The 19,002-nt window shown below is 46.3% G+C and carries 15 protein-coding genes; 12 read left to right on the top strand and 3 right to left on the bottom strand.

Features of this window, described 5'->3' with window-relative positions; translation table 11 throughout:
• The first annotated feature begins 64 nt into the window (after window positions 1-64).
• A complete protein-coding gene (locus tag NXH67_RS12970) occupies window positions 65-1,474 on the top strand; it encodes a sensor domain-containing diguanylate cyclase (protein WP_022777818.1) in 1,410 nt (469 codons plus the stop codon).
• Window positions 1,475-1,536: 62 nt separating this feature from the next.
• Here NXH67_RS12970 and NXH67_RS12975 read toward each other — a convergent pair whose 3' ends face one another.
• A complete protein-coding gene (locus tag NXH67_RS12975; RefSeq protein WP_272797633.1) occupies window positions 1,537-1,941 on the bottom strand; it encodes a DUF5684 domain-containing protein in 405 nt (134 codons plus the stop codon).
• A 1,343-nt stretch (window positions 1,942-3,284) separates the two neighbouring features.
• Here NXH67_RS12975 and NXH67_RS12980 point away from each other — a divergent pair.
• From NXH67_RS12980 to NXH67_RS12995, 4 genes are all read left to right on the top strand, one after another.
• Window positions 3,285-3,791 carry a shikimate kinase gene (locus tag NXH67_RS12980; RefSeq protein ID WP_022780098.1) on the top strand — a complete coding sequence of 169 codons (507 nt, stop codon included), beginning with the start codon at window positions 3,285-3,287 and terminating at the stop codon, window positions 3,789-3,791.
• Between the two features lie 124 nt (window positions 3,792-3,915).
• Window positions 3,916-5,004: an ABC transporter substrate-binding protein gene (locus NXH67_RS12985; protein WP_272797634.1), complete on the top strand. Its 1,089-nt coding sequence runs from the start codon at window positions 3,916-3,918 to the stop codon at window positions 5,002-5,004.
• 24 nt (window positions 5,005-5,028) lie between these two features.
• A complete protein-coding gene (locus tag NXH67_RS12990; RefSeq protein WP_272797635.1) occupies window positions 5,029-6,711 on the top strand; it encodes an ABC transporter permease in 1,683 nt (560 codons plus the stop codon).
• A gap of 34 nt (window positions 6,712-6,745) precedes the next feature.
• On the top strand, window positions 6,746-7,465 hold the full coding sequence (locus tag NXH67_RS12995; RefSeq protein ID WP_022780095.1) for an ABC transporter ATP-binding protein: 720 nt from the start codon (window positions 6,746-6,748) through the stop codon (window positions 7,463-7,465).
• A 33-nt stretch (window positions 7,466-7,498) separates the two neighbouring features.
• Here the strand turns inward: NXH67_RS12995 and NXH67_RS13000 are convergent, their stop codons facing one another.
• On the bottom strand, window positions 7,499-8,524 hold the full coding sequence (locus NXH67_RS13000) for a DUF2804 domain-containing protein (protein ID WP_272797636.1): 1,026 nt from the start codon (window positions 8,522-8,524) through the stop codon (window positions 7,499-7,501).
• A 150-nt stretch (window positions 8,525-8,674) separates the two neighbouring features.
• On the opposite strand from NXH67_RS13000, the gene NXH67_RS13005 reads away from it, so the two are divergent.
• The 4 genes from NXH67_RS13005 to NXH67_RS13020 all read left to right on the top strand — a co-directional run bounded on the left by NXH67_RS13005 (window position 8,675) and on the right by NXH67_RS13020 (window position 14,042).
• Complete coding sequence (locus NXH67_RS13005; protein ID WP_272797637.1) at window positions 8,675-9,214, top strand: Crp/Fnr family transcriptional regulator; 540 nt, start codon at window positions 8,675-8,677, stop codon at window positions 9,212-9,214.
• A 169-nt stretch (window positions 9,215-9,383) separates the two neighbouring features.
• Complete coding sequence (locus tag NXH67_RS13010; RefSeq protein WP_272797638.1) at window positions 9,384-11,393, top strand: hypothetical protein; 2,010 nt, start codon at window positions 9,384-9,386, stop codon at window positions 11,391-11,393.
• 184 nt (window positions 11,394-11,577) lie between these two features.
• Window positions 11,578-13,110, top strand: a complete 1,533-nt coding sequence (locus NXH67_RS13015; RefSeq protein WP_272797639.1) for an alanine/glycine:cation symporter family protein — start codon at window positions 11,578-11,580, stop codon at window positions 13,108-13,110.
• Window positions 13,111-13,139: 29 nt separating this feature from the next.
• On the top strand, window positions 13,140-14,042 hold the full coding sequence (locus tag NXH67_RS13020) for an SGNH/GDSL hydrolase family protein (protein ID WP_272797640.1): 903 nt from the start codon (window positions 13,140-13,142) through the stop codon (window positions 14,040-14,042).
• Between the two features lie 172 nt (window positions 14,043-14,214).
• Here NXH67_RS13020 and NXH67_RS13025 read toward each other — a convergent pair whose 3' ends face one another.
• A complete protein-coding gene (locus NXH67_RS13025) occupies window positions 14,215-14,640 on the bottom strand; it encodes a hypothetical protein (RefSeq protein ID WP_272797641.1) in 426 nt (141 codons plus the stop codon).
• A gap of 372 nt (window positions 14,641-15,012) precedes the next feature.
• Here NXH67_RS13025 and NXH67_RS13030 point away from each other — a divergent pair, with 372 nt between their 5' ends.
• From NXH67_RS13030 to NXH67_RS13040, 3 genes are all read left to right on the top strand, one after another.
• Window positions 15,013-16,002, top strand: a complete 990-nt coding sequence (locus tag NXH67_RS13030) for a LacI family DNA-binding transcriptional regulator (RefSeq protein WP_022778221.1) — start codon at window positions 15,013-15,015, stop codon at window positions 16,000-16,002.
• A gap of 117 nt (window positions 16,003-16,119) precedes the next feature.
• Entirely contained in the window at window positions 16,120-18,432 is a 2,313-nt protein-coding gene (locus NXH67_RS13035; protein ID WP_272797642.1) for a glycogen/starch/alpha-glucan phosphorylase, read from the top strand.
• A gap of 153 nt (window positions 18,433-18,585) precedes the next feature.
• Complete coding sequence (locus tag NXH67_RS13040; protein ID WP_022778219.1) at window positions 18,586-18,999, top strand: acyl-CoA thioesterase; 414 nt, start codon at window positions 18,586-18,588, stop codon at window positions 18,997-18,999.
• Window positions 19,000-19,002 lie beyond the last annotated feature (3 nt).

A 19,002-nucleotide genomic window follows, 5' to 3' on the forward strand; every position in this document is an offset into this window, starting at 1 on the left:
GTGCGGCTTGACGTTAATATATGCTCACAATAATGTTTATCGGAGGATTGATAGGCAAATTATCATGTTCGAGAACAAACGGCCCCTCAAAAAAAGCATATTCATCGGCTGTTCTGCCTTCATTGTATTGCTGTGTCTGGTCCTTAGTATTCTGACCTACAGAACCTATACGCAGTCTCTTTATTCTGCCTATGAAGAGAGAATGACCGACATTATCGAGTATGTCTACAGCCATATCGATATGGAGGATCTTGAACAGTGCGTAGAGACTAAGCAGGAATCTGAGAAGTTTGTTCAGCTCACTGCTTTTATGGATGGGATAATGGAGGACTTCGATGTCCATTATCTCTATATTGTAATGCCTATCAGTACTGATCCGCCTCTGATGATGAACGTAATTTCCGCAGATACTGCCTACGGAAGAGCTACAGACCCCGATGGTTATTATCTCGGTCTGGTATCACCGGAGGACTATGAGCCTGATGAGATAGCCAGATTTTTTACGGCTATGGAAAATGACGGAATCACTTTCTTTAAGGATTTCAGTGTATGGGGCTATGATTATACCGGTCTTTTACCTCTTAAGGGTTCTGACGGCGAGATATTCGCTGTTTTATGCGTAGACATCGAAGTCTATGAGCTTGAGAAGGATATTCGTGAGTACACTGCAATGAATGTTGTGCTCATTGTTATTCTCGGTCTTTTCTTTATTTCATTTTTCCTGTACTGGATGACAAGGAACATAACAGAGCCCATCAGCAAGCTGGAAAAGAGCGTTGTTTCTTTTGCCAGAATATCCCATGAGCAAAAGGATCCGGACAAGCTTGAATATGATGCTCCTCCAATCCATACCCACAATGAGGTTGAATCCCTATCCAATGCGGTAGAGCAGATGTCCAAGGACATGAAGACCTATGTTAAGAATATCGTGGACGCTGAGGGCAAGGTGGAAGTTATGAAGACCCAGGTGAGCCACATGGATATGCTGGCTTATCAGGACGCTCTGACTCACGTTAAGAATAAGGCCTGGTATGACAAGGTAAGAGAGAGAATCAACAAAGACATCAACTCGGGAAGAGCCAGATTTGCGATTGTTATGGCTGATCTCAATAATCTTAAGAAGATCAATGACACCTTCGGACATGAGCACGGCAACGATTATATCTTTGGAGCCTGCCATGAGCTCTGCGTAATGTATGATCATTCTCCGGTATTCAGGATCGGAGGCGATGAGTTCGTTATCCTGTTGGAAAACAGGGATTATGATAACAGAGAAGTGCTCTTTAGGAAGATGAAGGAAGTATTTGATTATACCGCTAATGACACCACCCGTGATGCCTGGGAGCGTTATTCCGTGGCAATGGGGATGGCAATCTACAATGTGACCACCGACAATTCCATGGATGATGTGTTCAAGAGAGCAGATGCCGAGATGTACAAGGATAAGCAGTCATCCAAGAATGCGAGAGAATAATAACAATATAATATGAATAAGTCACGGGGTGATTCAATAGTGAATCGTCCCGTGTTTTTTACTTAGGCTGTGCGAACGTAGCGGGAGCCGCCAAAGCCCAGGATGATGCGGCCAAGACCAGCTGAGAGGATGAGAATGATTCCCATGAAGATACCGTTACCGAAGGCCTTTGAGAACTTGAAGCAGAAAATAATCTGAAGGAGCATTGATGCGGCGGAAGTTATGGAGATCAGCAGGGAATCTGCATCAAAGGCCACAAGTAACAGTGAGACTACTGTAAGTGCGATTGAAAGTAATCCATATCTTCCTTTCCAGCATAGCTTGTATTCCACATATATATTATAAAGCGGTATAAGGCTCTGCCAGCCGGGGCGGCCTGCCTTCAAAAATATTATCCAGTTGGATATAAGAACAAGAATTGCTATTATCATGGCGCAAAAGCCATATCCGAAAATTTCGTCTACCATTTTTCCCTCCTATGATCTCATGCCAAGAGGTCATCTTTCAGGTTCATGTTTCTGAAGATAATCAAATATCTGTTTTTCTATGTTGCCAGCTAATGGTATCACTCGGAGTATCACACTACTGTCACAAGAAGGATAAGGAAGAATTAATAAGTATTAAGAAGTATTAAATATGTGTAAAGTGCCTTAAGCATTGAGTTTACCCACCGATATATATATCAGAAAGGAGGAAGATAAAGCGATGAGAAATCTTCCTAAGAGATAAAGTACCGTCACTGCGGCAGGATCCCGGTGGCGGTGCTTTTTTTATGGGTGAATTAAGAGGGTGTGGAGAGAGTAGTATGAAAGGTATGTAGTTGTCACAGTATAACACGGAAATAGTTTAGACTTCTGCAGCCGGACGCACACCCTTGACAGCACAAAGAATAATTGCTGCGTCGTACCCACCGACGGCGAGGAACTCAGGAACAATCTATTTTTTCTCCGTCGAGGACAGCATTGTAGCAATTATTCTTTGCGCTATCAAGGGCAAGCCGCTTACGCGGTGGCTGTTTTCATTACCTCGGGCTCAGAATCTTGGAACAATCTGGCAGGTCAAACATAGCGAAAACACGCAATATTGCCCTCAATTGAAACTGGCGTGCTTAGAAAATCAGCAGCTAACACGCAGGATCAAGCAGTCCTTTTCCCTGCGTGCTCCCAGAGGCCTAAAGTTGACGGAATTGTGACAATCTGACACTCATAGATCATAATTTTCCCTCTGCAAGTGCACTTCTCCTGCATATTAAGCTAATTCATACACGTCTGATGCTGTTCATGTATAATCTGCGTGTTTTCCGGCTCCTTTATGGTATCAATATTTTGATAATCATATGAAACACCTGTGAAGTCGCATCTTAATATGCCTTTCAGGAACAAAAACTAGCTGGTAAAGGCTGAAATGTGTTATATACACATACTAAAACAGCATTATCTGGAGTATCAGTATGAATATCATAGGCCCATCTAATAAGGTGAGGAGTCAAATAAACATACTAACTGGTGCAATAATGTAGCTTTCGTATGCCACACACCTGATTCAAATCCGCTTGATTAGCCCCTAACACCCTGAATATTGATGTCAAGGGGACCGTGGAATACCGCAGCCGCTTTTTGGCGAGGATATGCCGCGAAAGCCCCTTGATATCAATATCCAGGGTGTTTCTATACTTTCAGCGGATTTGAATCTACCGGATATCATAACTACATATTTGTCTTACATTTCTAAGGAGTTCCAATTCTATGTTATAATGACTTCTATCGCGTCAACTGTTAAGTAATTTATGGCGCAGGATTTGGAGAATATTATGAAAAAAGACAATATCATCCTGGTGGGCATGCCTGCCTCCGGAAAGAGCACAGTAGGAGTTATCCTGGCTAAGATCCTGGGATACAGCTTCGTTGATGCTGACATCGTAATTCAGGAAAAAGAGGGCAGAAAACTCTCCGAGATAATAGAAACCGAAGGAATCGACGGCTTCATTGAGATTGAGAACAGAGTAAATGCCGGTATAGAGGCCCAGAAAACAGTCATCGCCACCGGCGGCAGCGCTGTCTACGGCAAAGAAGCTATGGAGCACTACAAGAACATCGGAAGAGTAGTGTACCTCAAGGTGGATATGGATCACCTTACCAAGCGCCTTAATGATGTAAAACAGCGCGGCGTGGTAATGCGTGACGGTCAGACTCTTATCTCTCTGTACAATGAGAGAAGTGTTCTGTATGAGAAATATGCGGATATAACAATCGACGAAAAGAACCACAGCATGGAAGAAGTGGTTGCGGATATTCTGGCGGCGATGGCTAATATCTGATTTTCATTTTCTTTTAATATTTTTCTCTTCGCTAACCATAGTACAATAATACATGGATGAAATTGCATATACATTTGTAGACAATTCCGCCAACACACCTATGGTTAATGAGGAGGAGTTTATTATGAACAAAAAGAAAATCTTATCAATTCTGTTAACTATTCCCATGATAATTTCAATGGTTGCCTGCGGCTCATCAGGCCAGGGCGCCGGAAGCGAAGGCGGAAATGCCGGCGCTGATTCGCAGGCACCCGCTGCCACAAATTCTGAGGTATCCGGCAAGGTAGTCATCTATACATCCATGTACGAGGATATCGTCGATGAGATGCAGAAGGCCTTGAAAAAGCAGTTCCCAAATGTTGACGTTGAATTCTTCCAGAGCGGCTCCGGAACCATACAGTCCAAGATCGCCGCAGAGATGGAATCCGGTAAAATGGGCTGCGATATCCTTATGGTGGCTGAGCCCTCCTATTCACTTGAACTTAAGGAGCAGGGAATGCTCCATCCCTATATCTATCCCGAAGCCGACAAGCTTGCTTTTGAATACGACAAAGAAGGCTATTGGTATCCTGTAAGGACCCTTAACATGGTTCTTGCTTACAATCCCGAACTGAACAATAAAGAGGATCTTCCACAGACCCTCAAGGATTTCGCCGAGAGAGAAGATATGAAAGGACAGCTCTCCATGAGTAATCCCCTTACTTCCGGAACCGCCTATTCAACGGTTGTGGCTCTTCTCGATAAATACGGTGAGGACTATTTCAAGGCTCTCGGAGCTCAGAACGTAGCTATAGAATCAGGTTCCGTTGCTCTTACCAAGCTTGAGACCGGCGAGTGCAAGGAGATCATGATCCTTGAGGAATCCGTACTCAAAAAGAGAGAAGAAGAGGGCTCTGCCCTTGAGATAATCTATCCCGAGGACGGCTCCGTTCTCATTCCCTCAACCATCATGATCATCGACGAAGCTCACAGCGCCAACAACAATATCGCAGCCTGTGAAGCTATCGAGGACTATTACCTTTCGGTCGAAGGCCAGAAGCAGATCGTCAAGGGCTGGATGAACGGCGTACGAAGCGATTTTACAGAGGTTCCCTATGACGGAAGACCTATCTCTGAGCTTCTTGCGAACAACATTCCCGTGGACTGGGAAAAGGCCTACAAGCAAAGAGACGAGATCCGCACTATGTTCCAGGAGTATGTAACCGTGGAGTAATTCAAAGGGGAGCGACGGGGGTTCATGGAAACTAAGAAAAGATATTTTGATATTAAATGGCTGTTCATGGCACTGGTGGTGGCATTTCTCCTGGTTTTCCAGGTGTTTCCGCTGCTGTATCTGGTGGCGCGCTCATTTATATCCGACGGGCATTTTTCCCTGGAAGGTATAAAAAGGATATATTCCTACGGCCTTAACCTTAGCTGCCTTAAGAACACTCTGATCACCGCATCGCTGTCCATGGTATTTGGCGTCGTCATTGCTTTTCCCCTGGCCTGGCTGGTGGGAAGAACCAATCTCTACGGCAAAAAATTCTTTAGAACATTATTCGTGACCACCTACATGGTTCCTCCTTATGTGGGAGCCATGGCGTGGCTGCGTCTTCTTAATCCCACAGTGGGCACCCTCAACGTTTTTCTGAAAAAGCTCTTTGGGCTGTCCGCTGCACCCTTTAACATCTATTCGATAGGAGGGCTGGTCTGGGTTCTGACCACCTTCTATTACCCCTATGCTTTCATAACGATCTCAAGAGCTATGGAAAAAATGGATCCTTCTTTGGAGGAAGCTTCAAGAAGCTGCGGAGCATCGCCGGTCGCCACTCTTTTCACCGTGACGCTTCCGTTGATGCTGCCATCAATTGTGGCGGCGGGACTTCTTGTCTTAGTTGCGGCAGCCTCCTGCTACGGCATTCCGTCGATAATCGGAGCTCCCGGCAAAATCTATACCATAACCACCCGCATCGTTGACTACGTATCGGTGGGCTCAAGAGAGAGCCTGTCGGATGCCACATCCCTTGCGGTATTTCTTATGATCGTATCCTTCATAGTTCTCTATGTTTCCAATTTCACCGTGGCCAAAAAAGATTACATCGTAGTCTCCGGCAAATCCACCAAGCCTTCGATCGTGGATCTTGGAAAGTGGCGAATCCCGCTGACAATCCTTGTTTCCATATTTGCCTTTATCGTGGTGGTGCTGCCCTTTGCCACCGTATTCGCCACCTCTTTTACAATGAATATGGGAAAATCGGTATTTGCCCCCGGCAACATTACCTTCAAATACTGGAACACCATCGTTTCCAGGCAGTCCATCATCAAATCCACCGGAAACAGCATAATATCCGCAGTTCTGGCGGCGACTCTTGGAATGATCGTCTGTGTTTTCATGGCGTATCTGCTTAAGAGAACAGCGGCTAAGGGAAAAGAGATCCCGGATTTCCTTATAACCGTAGGCTCCGGAACCCCCAGCGTTGTAATCGCCCTGTCACTTATCATGACCATGTCCGGGAAATTTGGAATAAACATTTACAATACGATCTTCATAATGGTTGTGGCATATATGATCAAATACATGCTGATGGGAATGAGGACCGTTGTGGCGGCGCTGTCCCAGATAAGTACTTCCCTGGAGGAAGCGGCCCAGATTTCGGGAGCAGGATTTTTGCATAGAATGAGGGACATTACGCTGCCGCTGATCTTACCCTCAGCCGTGGCGGGATGGTTTCTGATATTCATGCCCTGCTTCTATGAACTTACCATGTCCAATCTCTTGTATTCCAACAATACAAAGACGCTGGGAGTTGAACTGTTTTTGTATCAGACCTATCACAGCCAGCAGACTGCGTCGGCCCTTGCCAGCGGGATACTGATATTTGTGCTGATCCTGAATGTGGCAATGAACAAGCTTACCAAAGGAAAGTTTTCCATCTGATGATGACAGGGAAAAAGCTATAACGGAGGAAATTATGGCAACCATAACATTAAAAAATGTGACCAAAAGCTTTGGAAACAGCAGAATAATAGAGAAATTCGATGCGGAGTTCGCAGACGGAGAATTCATAACTCTCCTGGGCCCCTCAGGCTGCGGTAAGACCACAACCCTTCGCATGATAGCGGGCTTTGAGAAGCCCACCACCGGCGAGATCTTCATCGGTGATAAAAAGGTCAGCGGAGAGGATACCTTCGTACCGCCGGAAAACCGCAATATCGGTATGGTATTCCAGTCCTATGCGGTGTGGCCCCACATGAACGTTTTTGACAACGTGGCCTACCCTCTTAAGATCAGAAAACGTCCGAAAGCTGAGATTCAGGAAAAGGTAAGGAATATCCTTGAGGAAATGGGTTTGTCTGACTATGAGAAAACCATGCCCTCCAAGCTCTCCGGCGGTCAGCAGCAAAGAGTTGCCCTTGGAAGAGCACTGGTATCGGAATCAGGAATCCTTCTCTGCGACGAGCCCTTATCAAACCTTGATGCAAGACTTCGCAAAAAAATGCGCAGAGAGATCAAGGAGATCCAGAAAAAATACGCCATAACCATTGTCTATGTAACCCACGACCTCACTGAAGCCGTGGATATGTCCGACCGTATTTTTGTCCTTAATGAAGGCGTGGTTCAGCAGGTGGGGACCCCTAAGGAAATATTGGAAACTCCCGCCAATGACTTCGTTCGTGAATTCATCTTTTAACGGATTGATGGGTTCAGGAGTTTTTTAGTCGTCTTAAAATTTGTTATGTACTTTTTCTGCGAAACACATCATATCTTTGATTTCGATAACGGTGCCATCATCCAGAACGGCCTTACCGGTCATTTTGCCAAATACCTGGTGCTGATCGGAGGCAATTATCTTGAAATTCATGTAGGCTGCACGGTCAAGAACCGGAATGAAATCCATTTCAAATCTCCCGTCGGAGGAAGTGATTTTCCAGGGATCTGTGTAACCTGATTCGGGAAGATGGAAGGTTACGTCATCCAGCTTATGTACTTTTCCGTTGTAAAAAAGTACGTTTTCGGTGGCGGCGGAAGTGTTGCCAAAGCCATAGCCAATATTAAAGCCAAAGGCGTTTCCGTCTATATCGCAGTTACCTGATCCCCAATACCAGGTATTGTCGTAGGTCCAGACACCGCGGCCCCAGTCAAGGGTGCCGAAATCAGTCTTCGGGTCGAATTCATATTTTTTGCCGTCGTATTCCATATAGCCGGAGGCACGCATGGTGTTTATCTTCTGGTTGTAGTAAAAAGCGCGCTTCTCATCCCAGGGAGTTGCGATGACCATGGTATCCATGTCGGGCTGCCTTAGGATAATGTCACATTTGAAGGGCTTACCTTCGAAGAAGTTGTCAAAAGAGCAGGTGATATGGCGCTGACCCTCTGTTACTTCGTAGGACATTTGAAGCCTGCCATCGCTATAGGTGGTGCTGCCTGTCGAAGAGTCTGAAGGGAGTCTTATTTTGCCCATTGGAAGTGCATTTAGAACTGTTTCGGTGTGCTCCCACGGATTATCACCAAACTCGATAAGAGACACGGACTGAAGTCCGATATAGCCATCATCCGAGATAGTGAAAGCACCGGCAAAATCCTTGTTTAGAACCAGATAGTAATCCCACTCTTTGATACGCCATGCGGGAGCCTTGATCCTGCTTCTGTCATATCTTTGCAAGAGTCTGCGGCTCCAACCGGGCTCTGAGAGTTCGCCGTTTTCATCCAGCAGGTCGTGAACGGTTGTCACTTCATGATTTCTGCCCATAATAATCCCCCTTTCATACTTATAATCATTATAGCATGGCGCACGATACAAAAATGCGTTTATAAACGTTTAATTTGTTATCGGTATAACGCTCATTTAAAATATAATCAGAAAAATGGGTGAATGTGTTTTATGACGGAGGCACAGCAGATGGATAAAAACGTATTCGATGCCTATTCTGTAAAAAATCAAAATAAGATAATCACAGTTCCGGCGGGTATGACAATCCTTAGTGAAGGAGAGGTTAACCTTGATATGTACAAGGTCATTGAGGGAAATGTGGAGATGTACACCGGCTACGGAACTGATAAGGAAGTGCTTCTGGGAATTTTGAGCCCGGGAGCCTGCTTTGGAGAATTCGGGCTTCTGCTTCATAAACCGGCGATCTATACCATCATCACTTTTTCTCAGGTTAAGCTCCTTAGAGTTACGGAAGGAACCATGGGGGACTTCGTCAAGGAGAATCAGGACAGCATTGTTCAGATGATGAGGAATATGGCAGGGATGATGCTGAATATGTCCCATAACATTCAGCAGCTTAGTCAGGAGCTGGAGGATGTCAGCAGTAGGATTTCACCGGATGTAAACATTGTTCAGAAGAAACGAGACCAGGATGCGACAATGATCAAGGACTCTCTTCGCGAATATGCTGTGAAGGGGTATTCCTACAAGTTTTTTGGGAAAAAATAGGCTGTCTGCGGAGCGGTCTGACAGGCTCAAATCACAGAAAATTTGCGGATTTTATAGAAAATTTACTGTAAATTCACGGGGAAATAAAGGATAATATAGCTAGACGCTTTATGCTCTAATAAATGTACGGAATAATGAATTTTGGATATAAATCGAAAGGAGAAACAGCATGGATGGCATGAGCACTCAGGATATTCTTAATGGGCAGGATCTTTCTACTGCCAATGTGGATGATCTTTTGGCTGCTATGAAGGCAGAAGAGGCCGCAGCCGCGCCTGCAGCGGCACCGGAACAAGCGCCGCCACCGGCTCCTGCTCCCAAAAAAGCTGCGGAACCTGAACCAATTATGGACATTCCCAGTGTAGAGGATATAATGGCGGCAAGCGCAGCAGAGGTTCCCGCAGAGGCGGCACCCGCTGAGGAAGCTCCTGCACCTGCGCCGGTAGATCCGGAAGCGATGATGGCAGCAATGGCCGCAGCCGAGACTGCATCCGATGTGGATGCGATGATGGCGGCTATGGCAGCTGAGGCACCTGCGAAAGCACCGGCAGCCGAGCCTGTACCGACGGCAGCAGAGGCTCCGGCTGATATGGACGCAATGATGGCAGCGATGATGGCCGGAGAAGGCGCTACGGGAGAGATGCCTACACTTGAGGAGGCACCTCCGGATGTGGATCCTGCCCTTGCAGCTATGTTGGCAGCAGCAGAGGCAGCACCGGCAGCAGAGGTACCGGCAGAAATGCCTGTAGCTGAAGAAGCACCTGTAGATATGGATGCAATGATGGCAGCGATGATGGCCGGAGAAGCAGCGCCTGAAGCAGCTGTAGCAGAGGCACCGGCAGAAATGCCTGTAGCGGAAGAAGCACCTGCGGATATGGATGCAATGATGGCAGCGATGATGGCCGGAGAAGCAGCCCCAGAAGCAGCTGTAGCCGAAGCACCTGTAGAGATGCCTGTAGCTGAAGAGGCACCTGCGGATATGGATGCAATGATGGCAGCAATGATGGCCGGAGAGGCAGCGCCTGAAGCAGCTGTAGCAGAGGCACCGGCAGAAATGCCTGTAGCGGAAGAAGCACCTGCGGATATGGATGCAATGATGGCAGCGATGATGTCCGGAGAGGCAGCACCAGAGGCAGCCGCAGCCGAGGCCCCGATAGATATTCCTGCAGATATACCTGTAGCCGAAGCACCGGTAGAGATGCCTGCAGATATGTCAGTAGCAGAGGCACTTGTAGAAAACGTAGCAGCTGAGGAAGCGCCGGCAGATATGGAAGCAATGATGGCAGCAATGATGGCCGGAGAGGCAGCACCAGAGGCAGCCGCAGCCGAGGCCCCGATAGATATCCCTGCAGATATGCCTGTGGCAGAGGCACCTGTAGAGATGCCTGCAGATATGTCAGTAGCAGAAGCGCTCGTAGAAAATGTAACAGCCGAGGAAGCCCCCATAGATATCCCTGTTGCAGAACCGGTTGCTCTGGATGCGGAAGCGCTTGATATAGATCCCGTTCTTGCAGCAATGATCGCTGCAGGAGATGCACCGATGCCGGGAACAGAGACAGCAGAAGCAGCCCCTGAGGTACCCGTTGAAATGGCAGCAGAGATGCCGGCAGCCGAGGAAGCTCCTGTTGAAATGGATGCGATGATGGCAGCAATGATGGCCGGCGAAGCAGCAGCCGAGGCGCCTGCAGATATGCCTGCCCTTGAAGAGATGCCAGCAGATATGTCAATGATGGAGGAAGTTCCGGAAGAGGAGACCTCTGCAGAGATGCCCGATATGATGCTGAACGTCGATGCAGATGCGCTTACAGAGCCTCCTATTGAAGAGGATGCCGTAATCGAAGGAATCAGTCAGACTCTGTCGGAGTTTGATCTGTCACAGGCAGCAGATGCCCTTACAGGTGAAGTGGAAGATATAGAGAAATTCCTTGGAGCTGAGGACTATGAGTACACCAAAGCCATTCTTGGTATGAAGACCACGATCCTTCTTCGCCTCGAGGACGGCAACACCATGGCAATCCTCTTTGATTCCGACGAATTTGATTCACTGGAGAGCGGCTTCGAAAAAGACGGCAAGACAGCTTACAAAGATATCATGAACGACCTTATCAAGGATACCATCAAGCTTGGCGGAGGTTCCAGGATTGAGAGGCACAAGGGAAGCAAGGTTGTAGCCAAATAAATAAAATAGCATTCAAAGGTGTCGTACCTATAACGGTCCGGCACCTTTTTTCTGCCCATCAAGCGCTTTTTGCAAGACAGACAGCATTTTATGCTGACGAAATACCGTAGATCAGGCGTATAATGAAATTATAGATATATTCTTGGGGACAATATTTTTTTAGATTAAATCGGAGGAAAAAAGTATGGATGGATTATTGGCGTTTATCACGGCAGTATGTGGGAGAATTCAGGTTGTTTCCGATCTTTTTTGGGACTTCCCCACGAATTTTTCATGGTATTCAAACATTCCCATCTTGGGAAATTTCTCACTGGCCATCATTTTGCTGATTGGCTCGGGTATCTATTTTACGATCAGACTTCGTTTCATTCAGGTTCGCAAATTCAAACATGGCATCGAGGTTCTTAAGAACAGCAAGGCCAAAACAGGAATCTCGCCTCTGGCCTCATTCTTCCTATCAACTGCCATGCGTGTCGGCCCGGGGAATATCCTTGGTGTCACCGGTGCGGTATCGGTGGGCGGCCCCGGAGCCCTGCTCTGGATGTGGATCTCAGCCTTTTTCGGAATGGCAACAGCCTTTGTCGAGTCCACCCTTTCCCAGATATTCAAGGAGGAAAAAGACGGAGAGTACATCGGAGGTATGGCCTTTTACGGCAGAAGACTTCTTAAGAATTCCGCAGTTGTGGGCGTTGTTCTGTCACTGATGTACATCATATATGCTATTTTGTGCTTCCCCGCCCAGGGCTTTAACACGGTTTCTGCAATGGGACAGATCTGCAGTATCGTAAGCGGATCAGACCTTCCTACAACTCATCCCGTATACTGGATCGGCTTTGCCATCGTAATTATTGCAACCGTTGCCGTATCCTTCGGCGGAACCAAAAAGATTTCCAAAGTAACTGACGTTCTCGTACCGATCATGGCTATCGTATACGTGGTTACAGTGCTTGTTCTGATCCTTATCAACTTCACACGTATTCCCTGGTTCTTCTATGCCATTTTTACCGAGGCCTTCAAACCTGAAGCAGTATTTGGCGGAGCCTTCGGAATTGCCCTTATGCAGGGCGTTAAGAGAGGTCTTATGTCCAACGAAGCCGGCCAGGGTACCATCACAATGCCCGCAGCTGCTTCCGATGCAGCGCACCCCTGCGATCAGGGCTGTGTTCAGGCCATCGGCGTATTTTTGGATACAATCGTCATCTGTACACTTACAGGATTTGTTGTTATCATGGGTAGAGTATGGCTTACAGATGCCGCTGACGCATGGTTTGAGCTGGGCAAGCTCCCCAAGTATCTGGCATCGGTCACAGAGCTTACACCCGGAACTTTGTTTAACAGCGCCGTGACCCTTTTGGTATCACTGTGCTTTGGGCTGTTTGCATTTACCTGCCTTCTGGGCTTCATGTCATTTTCTGAGATCTGTGCAAACAGAATCAGCAAGAGCGCCGCATTTATCAATGTTATTCGTGTAATTGACATCGCCGTTATCTGCTTCGGAATGCTTACATCAATCGTAGGAATGGACCTGGGAGCACTGTGGGATCTGTCCGATTTTGCCAACATTCTCATCGCTTATTGCAATATACCTCTTTTGTATATAGGCTTTAAGTATGTTAAAAAAGCACAGGAACACTTCGAGAAAAATGACGGAACTCCATTCACCTCCAAGGTGATCGGAACAGAAGCGGAGGTCTGGGATAAGAAAGCCAATAAGTAAAAAACAATAAGTAAAATATGGAGTAATTTATGAAAAAAAAGTTTGTAGCAGCCATGATCCTTTCCTGCGCTATGCTGTTTGGATGTGGTCAGAAAGAAATAACCGCCGAGTCCGGAGTTTCAGAGGCTTCATTTGTGGAAGTGGTGGCAGAAGAGGAGGGTAGCGCAGAGGAGGCATCAGCTGATAAGACAGAGGCCCCACAAGCAGAAGAGGCCACAGCGCAGATGTCCCTTACAGACAAGAACGAGGCGGGCTCCGATGCATCAAGCGCTGCTACCACGCAGCCTGCAGATAAGGAAGCAGCCCAAAAAGACGATTCCGCAGCCGTAAGTTCGACAGCTCCCGCAGAACCTAATAAGCAGGAGACTACTGCAGAAACTGAGAGCCCTCAGCAGCCGGAAGCAGCCGCAGCAGAGCAGCCTAAGGACTACGGAAGGATCTTTTTTATCGGAGATTCCAGAACCGTAGATATCTTCGACGGAGAAGGCTACGAGATATATGATCTAAATCAGGGCGGTGTGAGAGTATTTGCCGAGAATGGCAAAGGCTATGACTATTTGGTTGAGATTTTGGGACGTTATGACTCGGAATACGATACAGTTGTAACCTGGCTTGGCTGCAATGATCATTACAACATAGAACAGTACAAGACCTATTATGAAGGTCTTCTTGCCAGAGGAATCAACCTTGTGATCTGCAATGTGGGACCCACAGCCAATGAGTGTCTTGACGAATGGGACAGCACCAGATACCGCAACGAAGACATGGCGGCCTTTAACCAGCAGATAACCGCCTGGGCAAACGCACACGGAGTCAAAGTTATCGACATGTACTCCTACGTCTATTCCAATCTTCAGATTGACTCCGACGGAATCCACTACAGCCCCAAACCCAACTCCTCTGAATGGAGCTTTATCATGGGCTCCATGTGATTGGTGAATGCAGTAAACCTAGCTGAATTAATGGGACTGCACGGGGAAAATACCGGAAAACACGCAGTTCTTGTACAACGCGATGATTTTAGAAACGAGAGAAAAAAGGAATGTCGACTATCCATGAAAGTGAATAGGAGACATTCCTTTTTTGAGTTACTCAGTATTAAATTTAAGCTGCAGGTCTCTGAGAGTTAGCCTGGTTTGCAGCGGCCTGTTTTGCAGCTTTTCTCTTCAGATCTCTGATGTAGCAGTATACGTTAGCTGTGATACAGAAAACAATGCCGAGGAAATTGATATAAGTCTCGCTGTTTTCGTCCATCTTCATACCGTAAACGGTGATGAGGTATACAATGATCAAAGGGATAAAGCATTTCAAAACGGTCAGAATGGAGTGCTTCAGGTACAAAAGACCAAAGGTTATAAGCTCGAAACAATCCTGATGTGCTACAGCTACAGAAGTTGCCATTATAATTGCGCAGCCCTGAATAAACAGGAAAAACGCAATATCAAATTCAGCCCCGGATAACACGAAGTAGCTTGCAGAAACAGCCAGTGAAATGAAAACATCAATAACAAATCTTAAGCTAGGCTTCATCTCTTACATCCTCCCCACAATCCTTTTTTCATCATAGACAAAATCCTCCTTGATATAGAATTTATGCGCCATTTGATTATGTTTAACGGCAACATGTCAGTATTTTACTGCGTTCTCCTAATTCTATCTACCTAAATATTGCTATTTATCAAGCTTTTATGACATAAATCTACATCCACCCCCCATAAATACGAAGTTCTGACCATCCATTATCTCCTGGCCGCACATATTAGCTGCCATAGCTAATCTGCCAATATTTTGTAGGCTGATGTTTTTATGCAATTTTCATTGGACATACCTGTCGTAAAAAGTTATGATTATATCATGTACGGAAAACGCTTTCCGAAAACACGGGTACAGTAAGGAGAATAAATGGTTTCCATCAAAGATGTCGCCAGGGAAGCAGGCGTAGCCATATCAACTGTTTCCAAGGTGCTAAACAACTATCCCAACGTCAGCGAAGCAACCAAAGCCAAGGTAAATGAAGTAGTTGAACGCTTGGGGTTTGTACCAAACGCCGTAGCCGCTACCCTTTCTTCCAAGAAGGCAGGCAGAGTTGCACTTCTCATCAAGCTCAATCTTGAGACCCAGGCCAGTGACGAGATCGGCATGCAGTACATATCAGGAGCCGTCCATAAGGCCAAGGAACTGCAGCTGGATGTCATCACCGTTTTTACTTCCATGATCGAAGATATGAACCTTGAGGAAGTCACCAGCTATTTTGCCTCCCAGGGGATTAAGGGCATCATCGTTTACGGCCTAACCACTAAGGACAAGGTCCTTCATAGGCTCATTGACAGCGGAAAATTCAAGATGGTGGTCATCGACGCACCAATGGTAAATGACACTACATCATCCGTCAGCGTCGACCATGAAAAAGCGCAATATGACGTTGCCAAGAAGACCATTACGGAGAACAAGTGCAAGAAGGTTCTGTACATTGCCGGAGAAGAAAACGGCTATGTCACCGCAGAGAGGCTTAATGGTATCAAGAAGCTCTGCACCGAGAAAAAGCTCAAGCTCACCGTAAGAAACGGCGGTTTCTCTGAGCTTAAGGCCAGAGAGATCACCATGAAATTTGCCAAGAATACAAACTGCGTTGTCTGCGCCTCGGATCTTATGGCCATCGGAGCCATGAAGGCTCTGATAGACATGGACATCTTCAGACCGGTCTGCGGCTTTGACGGGATACTGCTCATGGGCTACGCCGGTAAGCAGATGAACACAGTCAAGCAGGACTTTGTTAAGATCTCTGAGGAAGCTCTTATTGAGCTGGACAGACTTATGAGCGGAGAGAAGGGCAGAAAAGTAGTGATACCCCATACTCTGGTGAGAATCAAGTATGAGGATATTATCCGCTGAGATTATTTTGTAAGAAAAAACTTGCGGAAAACGTTTTCTCATGGTAAAGTATGTATTATGAATTAAGAAAACGTTTTCCTGGGAAAATTGTTTTTTATTGCGAGAGGAGATATTAAAATGTCTAAGCACACCAACATGCAGCGCGACGTTCTGGTTCTTAATCTTGAAGAGCAGCTTGAGCAGCTGGCTGACGAGAAGTTTGGCAAGAGCCTAAGGGAACTTACGGACCGCGAGACCTACTTCGTTCTTCTGGAGATGACAACACGTCTTATGAATGTTGCCGAGGTTTATAACGGTGAGAAGAAGGTTTACTACATTTCAATGGAGTTCCTTATCGGTAAGCTTCTTTCCAACAACCTTATCAACTTGAGAGTATATGACAGAGTTAAGGCTATTCTTGAGAAGAACGGCAAGAATCTTGCAGATATAGAGGAGTGCGAGCCTGAGCCTTCACTTGGTAACGGCGGTCTCGGAAGACTTGCAGCATGTTTCCTTGATTCCATCGCAACCCTTGGACTGGCCGGAGAGGGCATCGGACTCAATTATCACTTCGGACTTTTTAAGCAGGTATTCAAGGATCACCTTCAGAATGCAGAGAAGAACGACTGGATCGAAGACCAGTCCTGGCTTGAGAAGACAGATACTACCTTCGAGGTATCTTTTGGCGATAAGAAGGTTGTTTCCCGTCTCTATAACATGGATGTTGTGGGCTATGACACCGGAGTTAACAAGCTCCGCCTCTTTGACATTGAGTCCGTAGATGAGAGCCTTGTTAAAAAAGGCATCGACTTTGACAAGACCAAAATAGATAAGAACCTTACTCTTTTCCTCTATCCGGATGATTCCGATGAGGCAGGTAATCTTCTTAGAATATATCAGGAGTATTTCCTGGTTTCAAATGCAGCACAGCTTATCTTAAGAGAGCAGAAGGAGCGTCAGTATGACCTTCACGAGCTCCATAACCATGCGGTTATCCAGATCAACGATACACATCCTACAATGATCATTCCTGAGCTTATCAGGATTCTTGTTGAGGAGAAAGCCTTCAATATCGATGAGGCCATCAACGTTGTAAGTAAGACCTGTGCCTACACCAACCACACAATCCTGGCAGAGGCTCTTGAGACCTGGCCCCTTGAGTATCTTGAGAAGGTGGTTCCTCAGCTTGTTCCTTACATCAAGGAGCTGGATAAGAGAATCCGCGACAAGTACAAGAGAAATTCCAAGGTTTGGATCATCGACAAGCAGAAGAAGGTACATATGGCCTTCATCGATATCCACTATGGCTTCTCAATCAATGGTGTAGCAGCTATTCATACAGAGATCCTCAAGAACAGTGAACTTAATGATTTCTACAAGCTCTATCCTGAGAAGTTCAACAACAAGACCAACGGAATCACCTTCCGCAGATGGCTTCTTTCCTGTAACCATCCGTTGGCAGATTTCCTGTCAGAGACCATCGGAGACGGCTTCAAGAAGGATGCAAACAAACTTGAGAAGCTCCTTGACCACATCGACGATGAGGCAGTTCTCGATAAGCTCGAGGCCATCAAGAGAGGCAAAAAAGAGGAGTTGGTTGCTTACCTCAAGGAGCACGAGGGAGTAGAGGTTGATCCCGATTCCATTTTTGACATTCAGGTAAAGAGACTTCACGAGTACAAGAGACAGCAGATTAATGCTCTTTACATTATCCATAAATACCTTGAGATCAAGGGCGGCAAGAAGCCTGCAAGACCTCTTACCTTCATCTTTGGTGCCAAGGCTGCTCCTGCCTATGTAATCGCAAGAGACATCATCCACCTTATTCTTGTTCTTCAGGAGATCATCAACAACGATCCTGATGTTAACAAGTACATGAAGGTAGTTATGGTAGAGAACTACAATGTAAGCTACGCTGAGAGACTTATCCCTGCCTGCGATGTATCAGAACAGATCTCTCTTGCATCCAAGGAAGCTTCCGGAACCGGCAATATGAAGTTCATGCTGAACGGCGCCGTAACCCTTGGAACAGACGATGGTGCCAACGTAGAGATCCACGAGCTTGTAGGCGATGACAACATCTACATCTTCGGTGTCAGCGCTGATGAAGTAATCGAGCACTACAAGAAGGCTGATTACGTTTCCAAGGATTACTACAAGAAGAGTAAAGTGATCAAGGAAGCTGTTGATTTCATCACCAGCAAGGAAGCCCTTAAGGTTGGTCACAAGGAGAACCTCAAGAGACTCCACGACGAGCTCCTTAACAAGGACTGGTTCATGACTCTCATCGACCTTGAGAGCTACATAGAGAAGAAGGATCAGATCTTCGCTGATTACGAGAACCGTGATAAGTGGAAGAAGATGATGCTGACCAACATTGCAAAAGCAGGATTCTTCTCCTCAGACAGAACAATAAATGAATATAACAGAGATATCTGGCATCTAAACTAAGTTAGGGCTTGAACTGAATCCACGCGCCCCGGACAGAAATGTTCGGGGCGTTTTTTCATCTTATGTTCCTGATTTTTTCCTTTACCTTAACTGACCATGGCGATATAGTAAGATGTGACATTTTTTGGTTGGCTTTCAACATGAGGTTATGACATGGACTATATTCATACAGTGCAATATTACGAAACTGACAGGATGGGGATCACACACCATTCCAACTACATCAGGTGGATGGAGGAGGCAAGGGTGGATTTTCTTTCGCAGATAGGCTGGGATTACGCCAGACTTGAGGAGATGGGGATCATCTCCCCGGTCCTTAATGTAACCTGTGATTACAAGAAGACAACGACCTTCGCTGATCAGGTTTCGATAAGTGTTTCAGTAAAAGAGTTCAAGGGAGTTAAGCTCCACCTTGCTTATGAAATGAAGAATAAGGACGGAAATGTGGTTTGCCTGGGCACATCATCCCATGCTTTTCTTAATACGGAGGGCAGACCAATAAGGATGAAGCAGGAGTATCCTGAATTATTTAACACTCTTTCCGGGCTTGTTGCAGCAGACAATTGATTT

The sequence above is a fragment of the Butyrivibrio sp. DSM 10294 genome, assembly GCF_028539135.1.
In the GTDB taxonomy this organism is placed as follows: Bacteria; Bacillota; Clostridia; order Lachnospirales; family Lachnospiraceae; genus Butyrivibrio.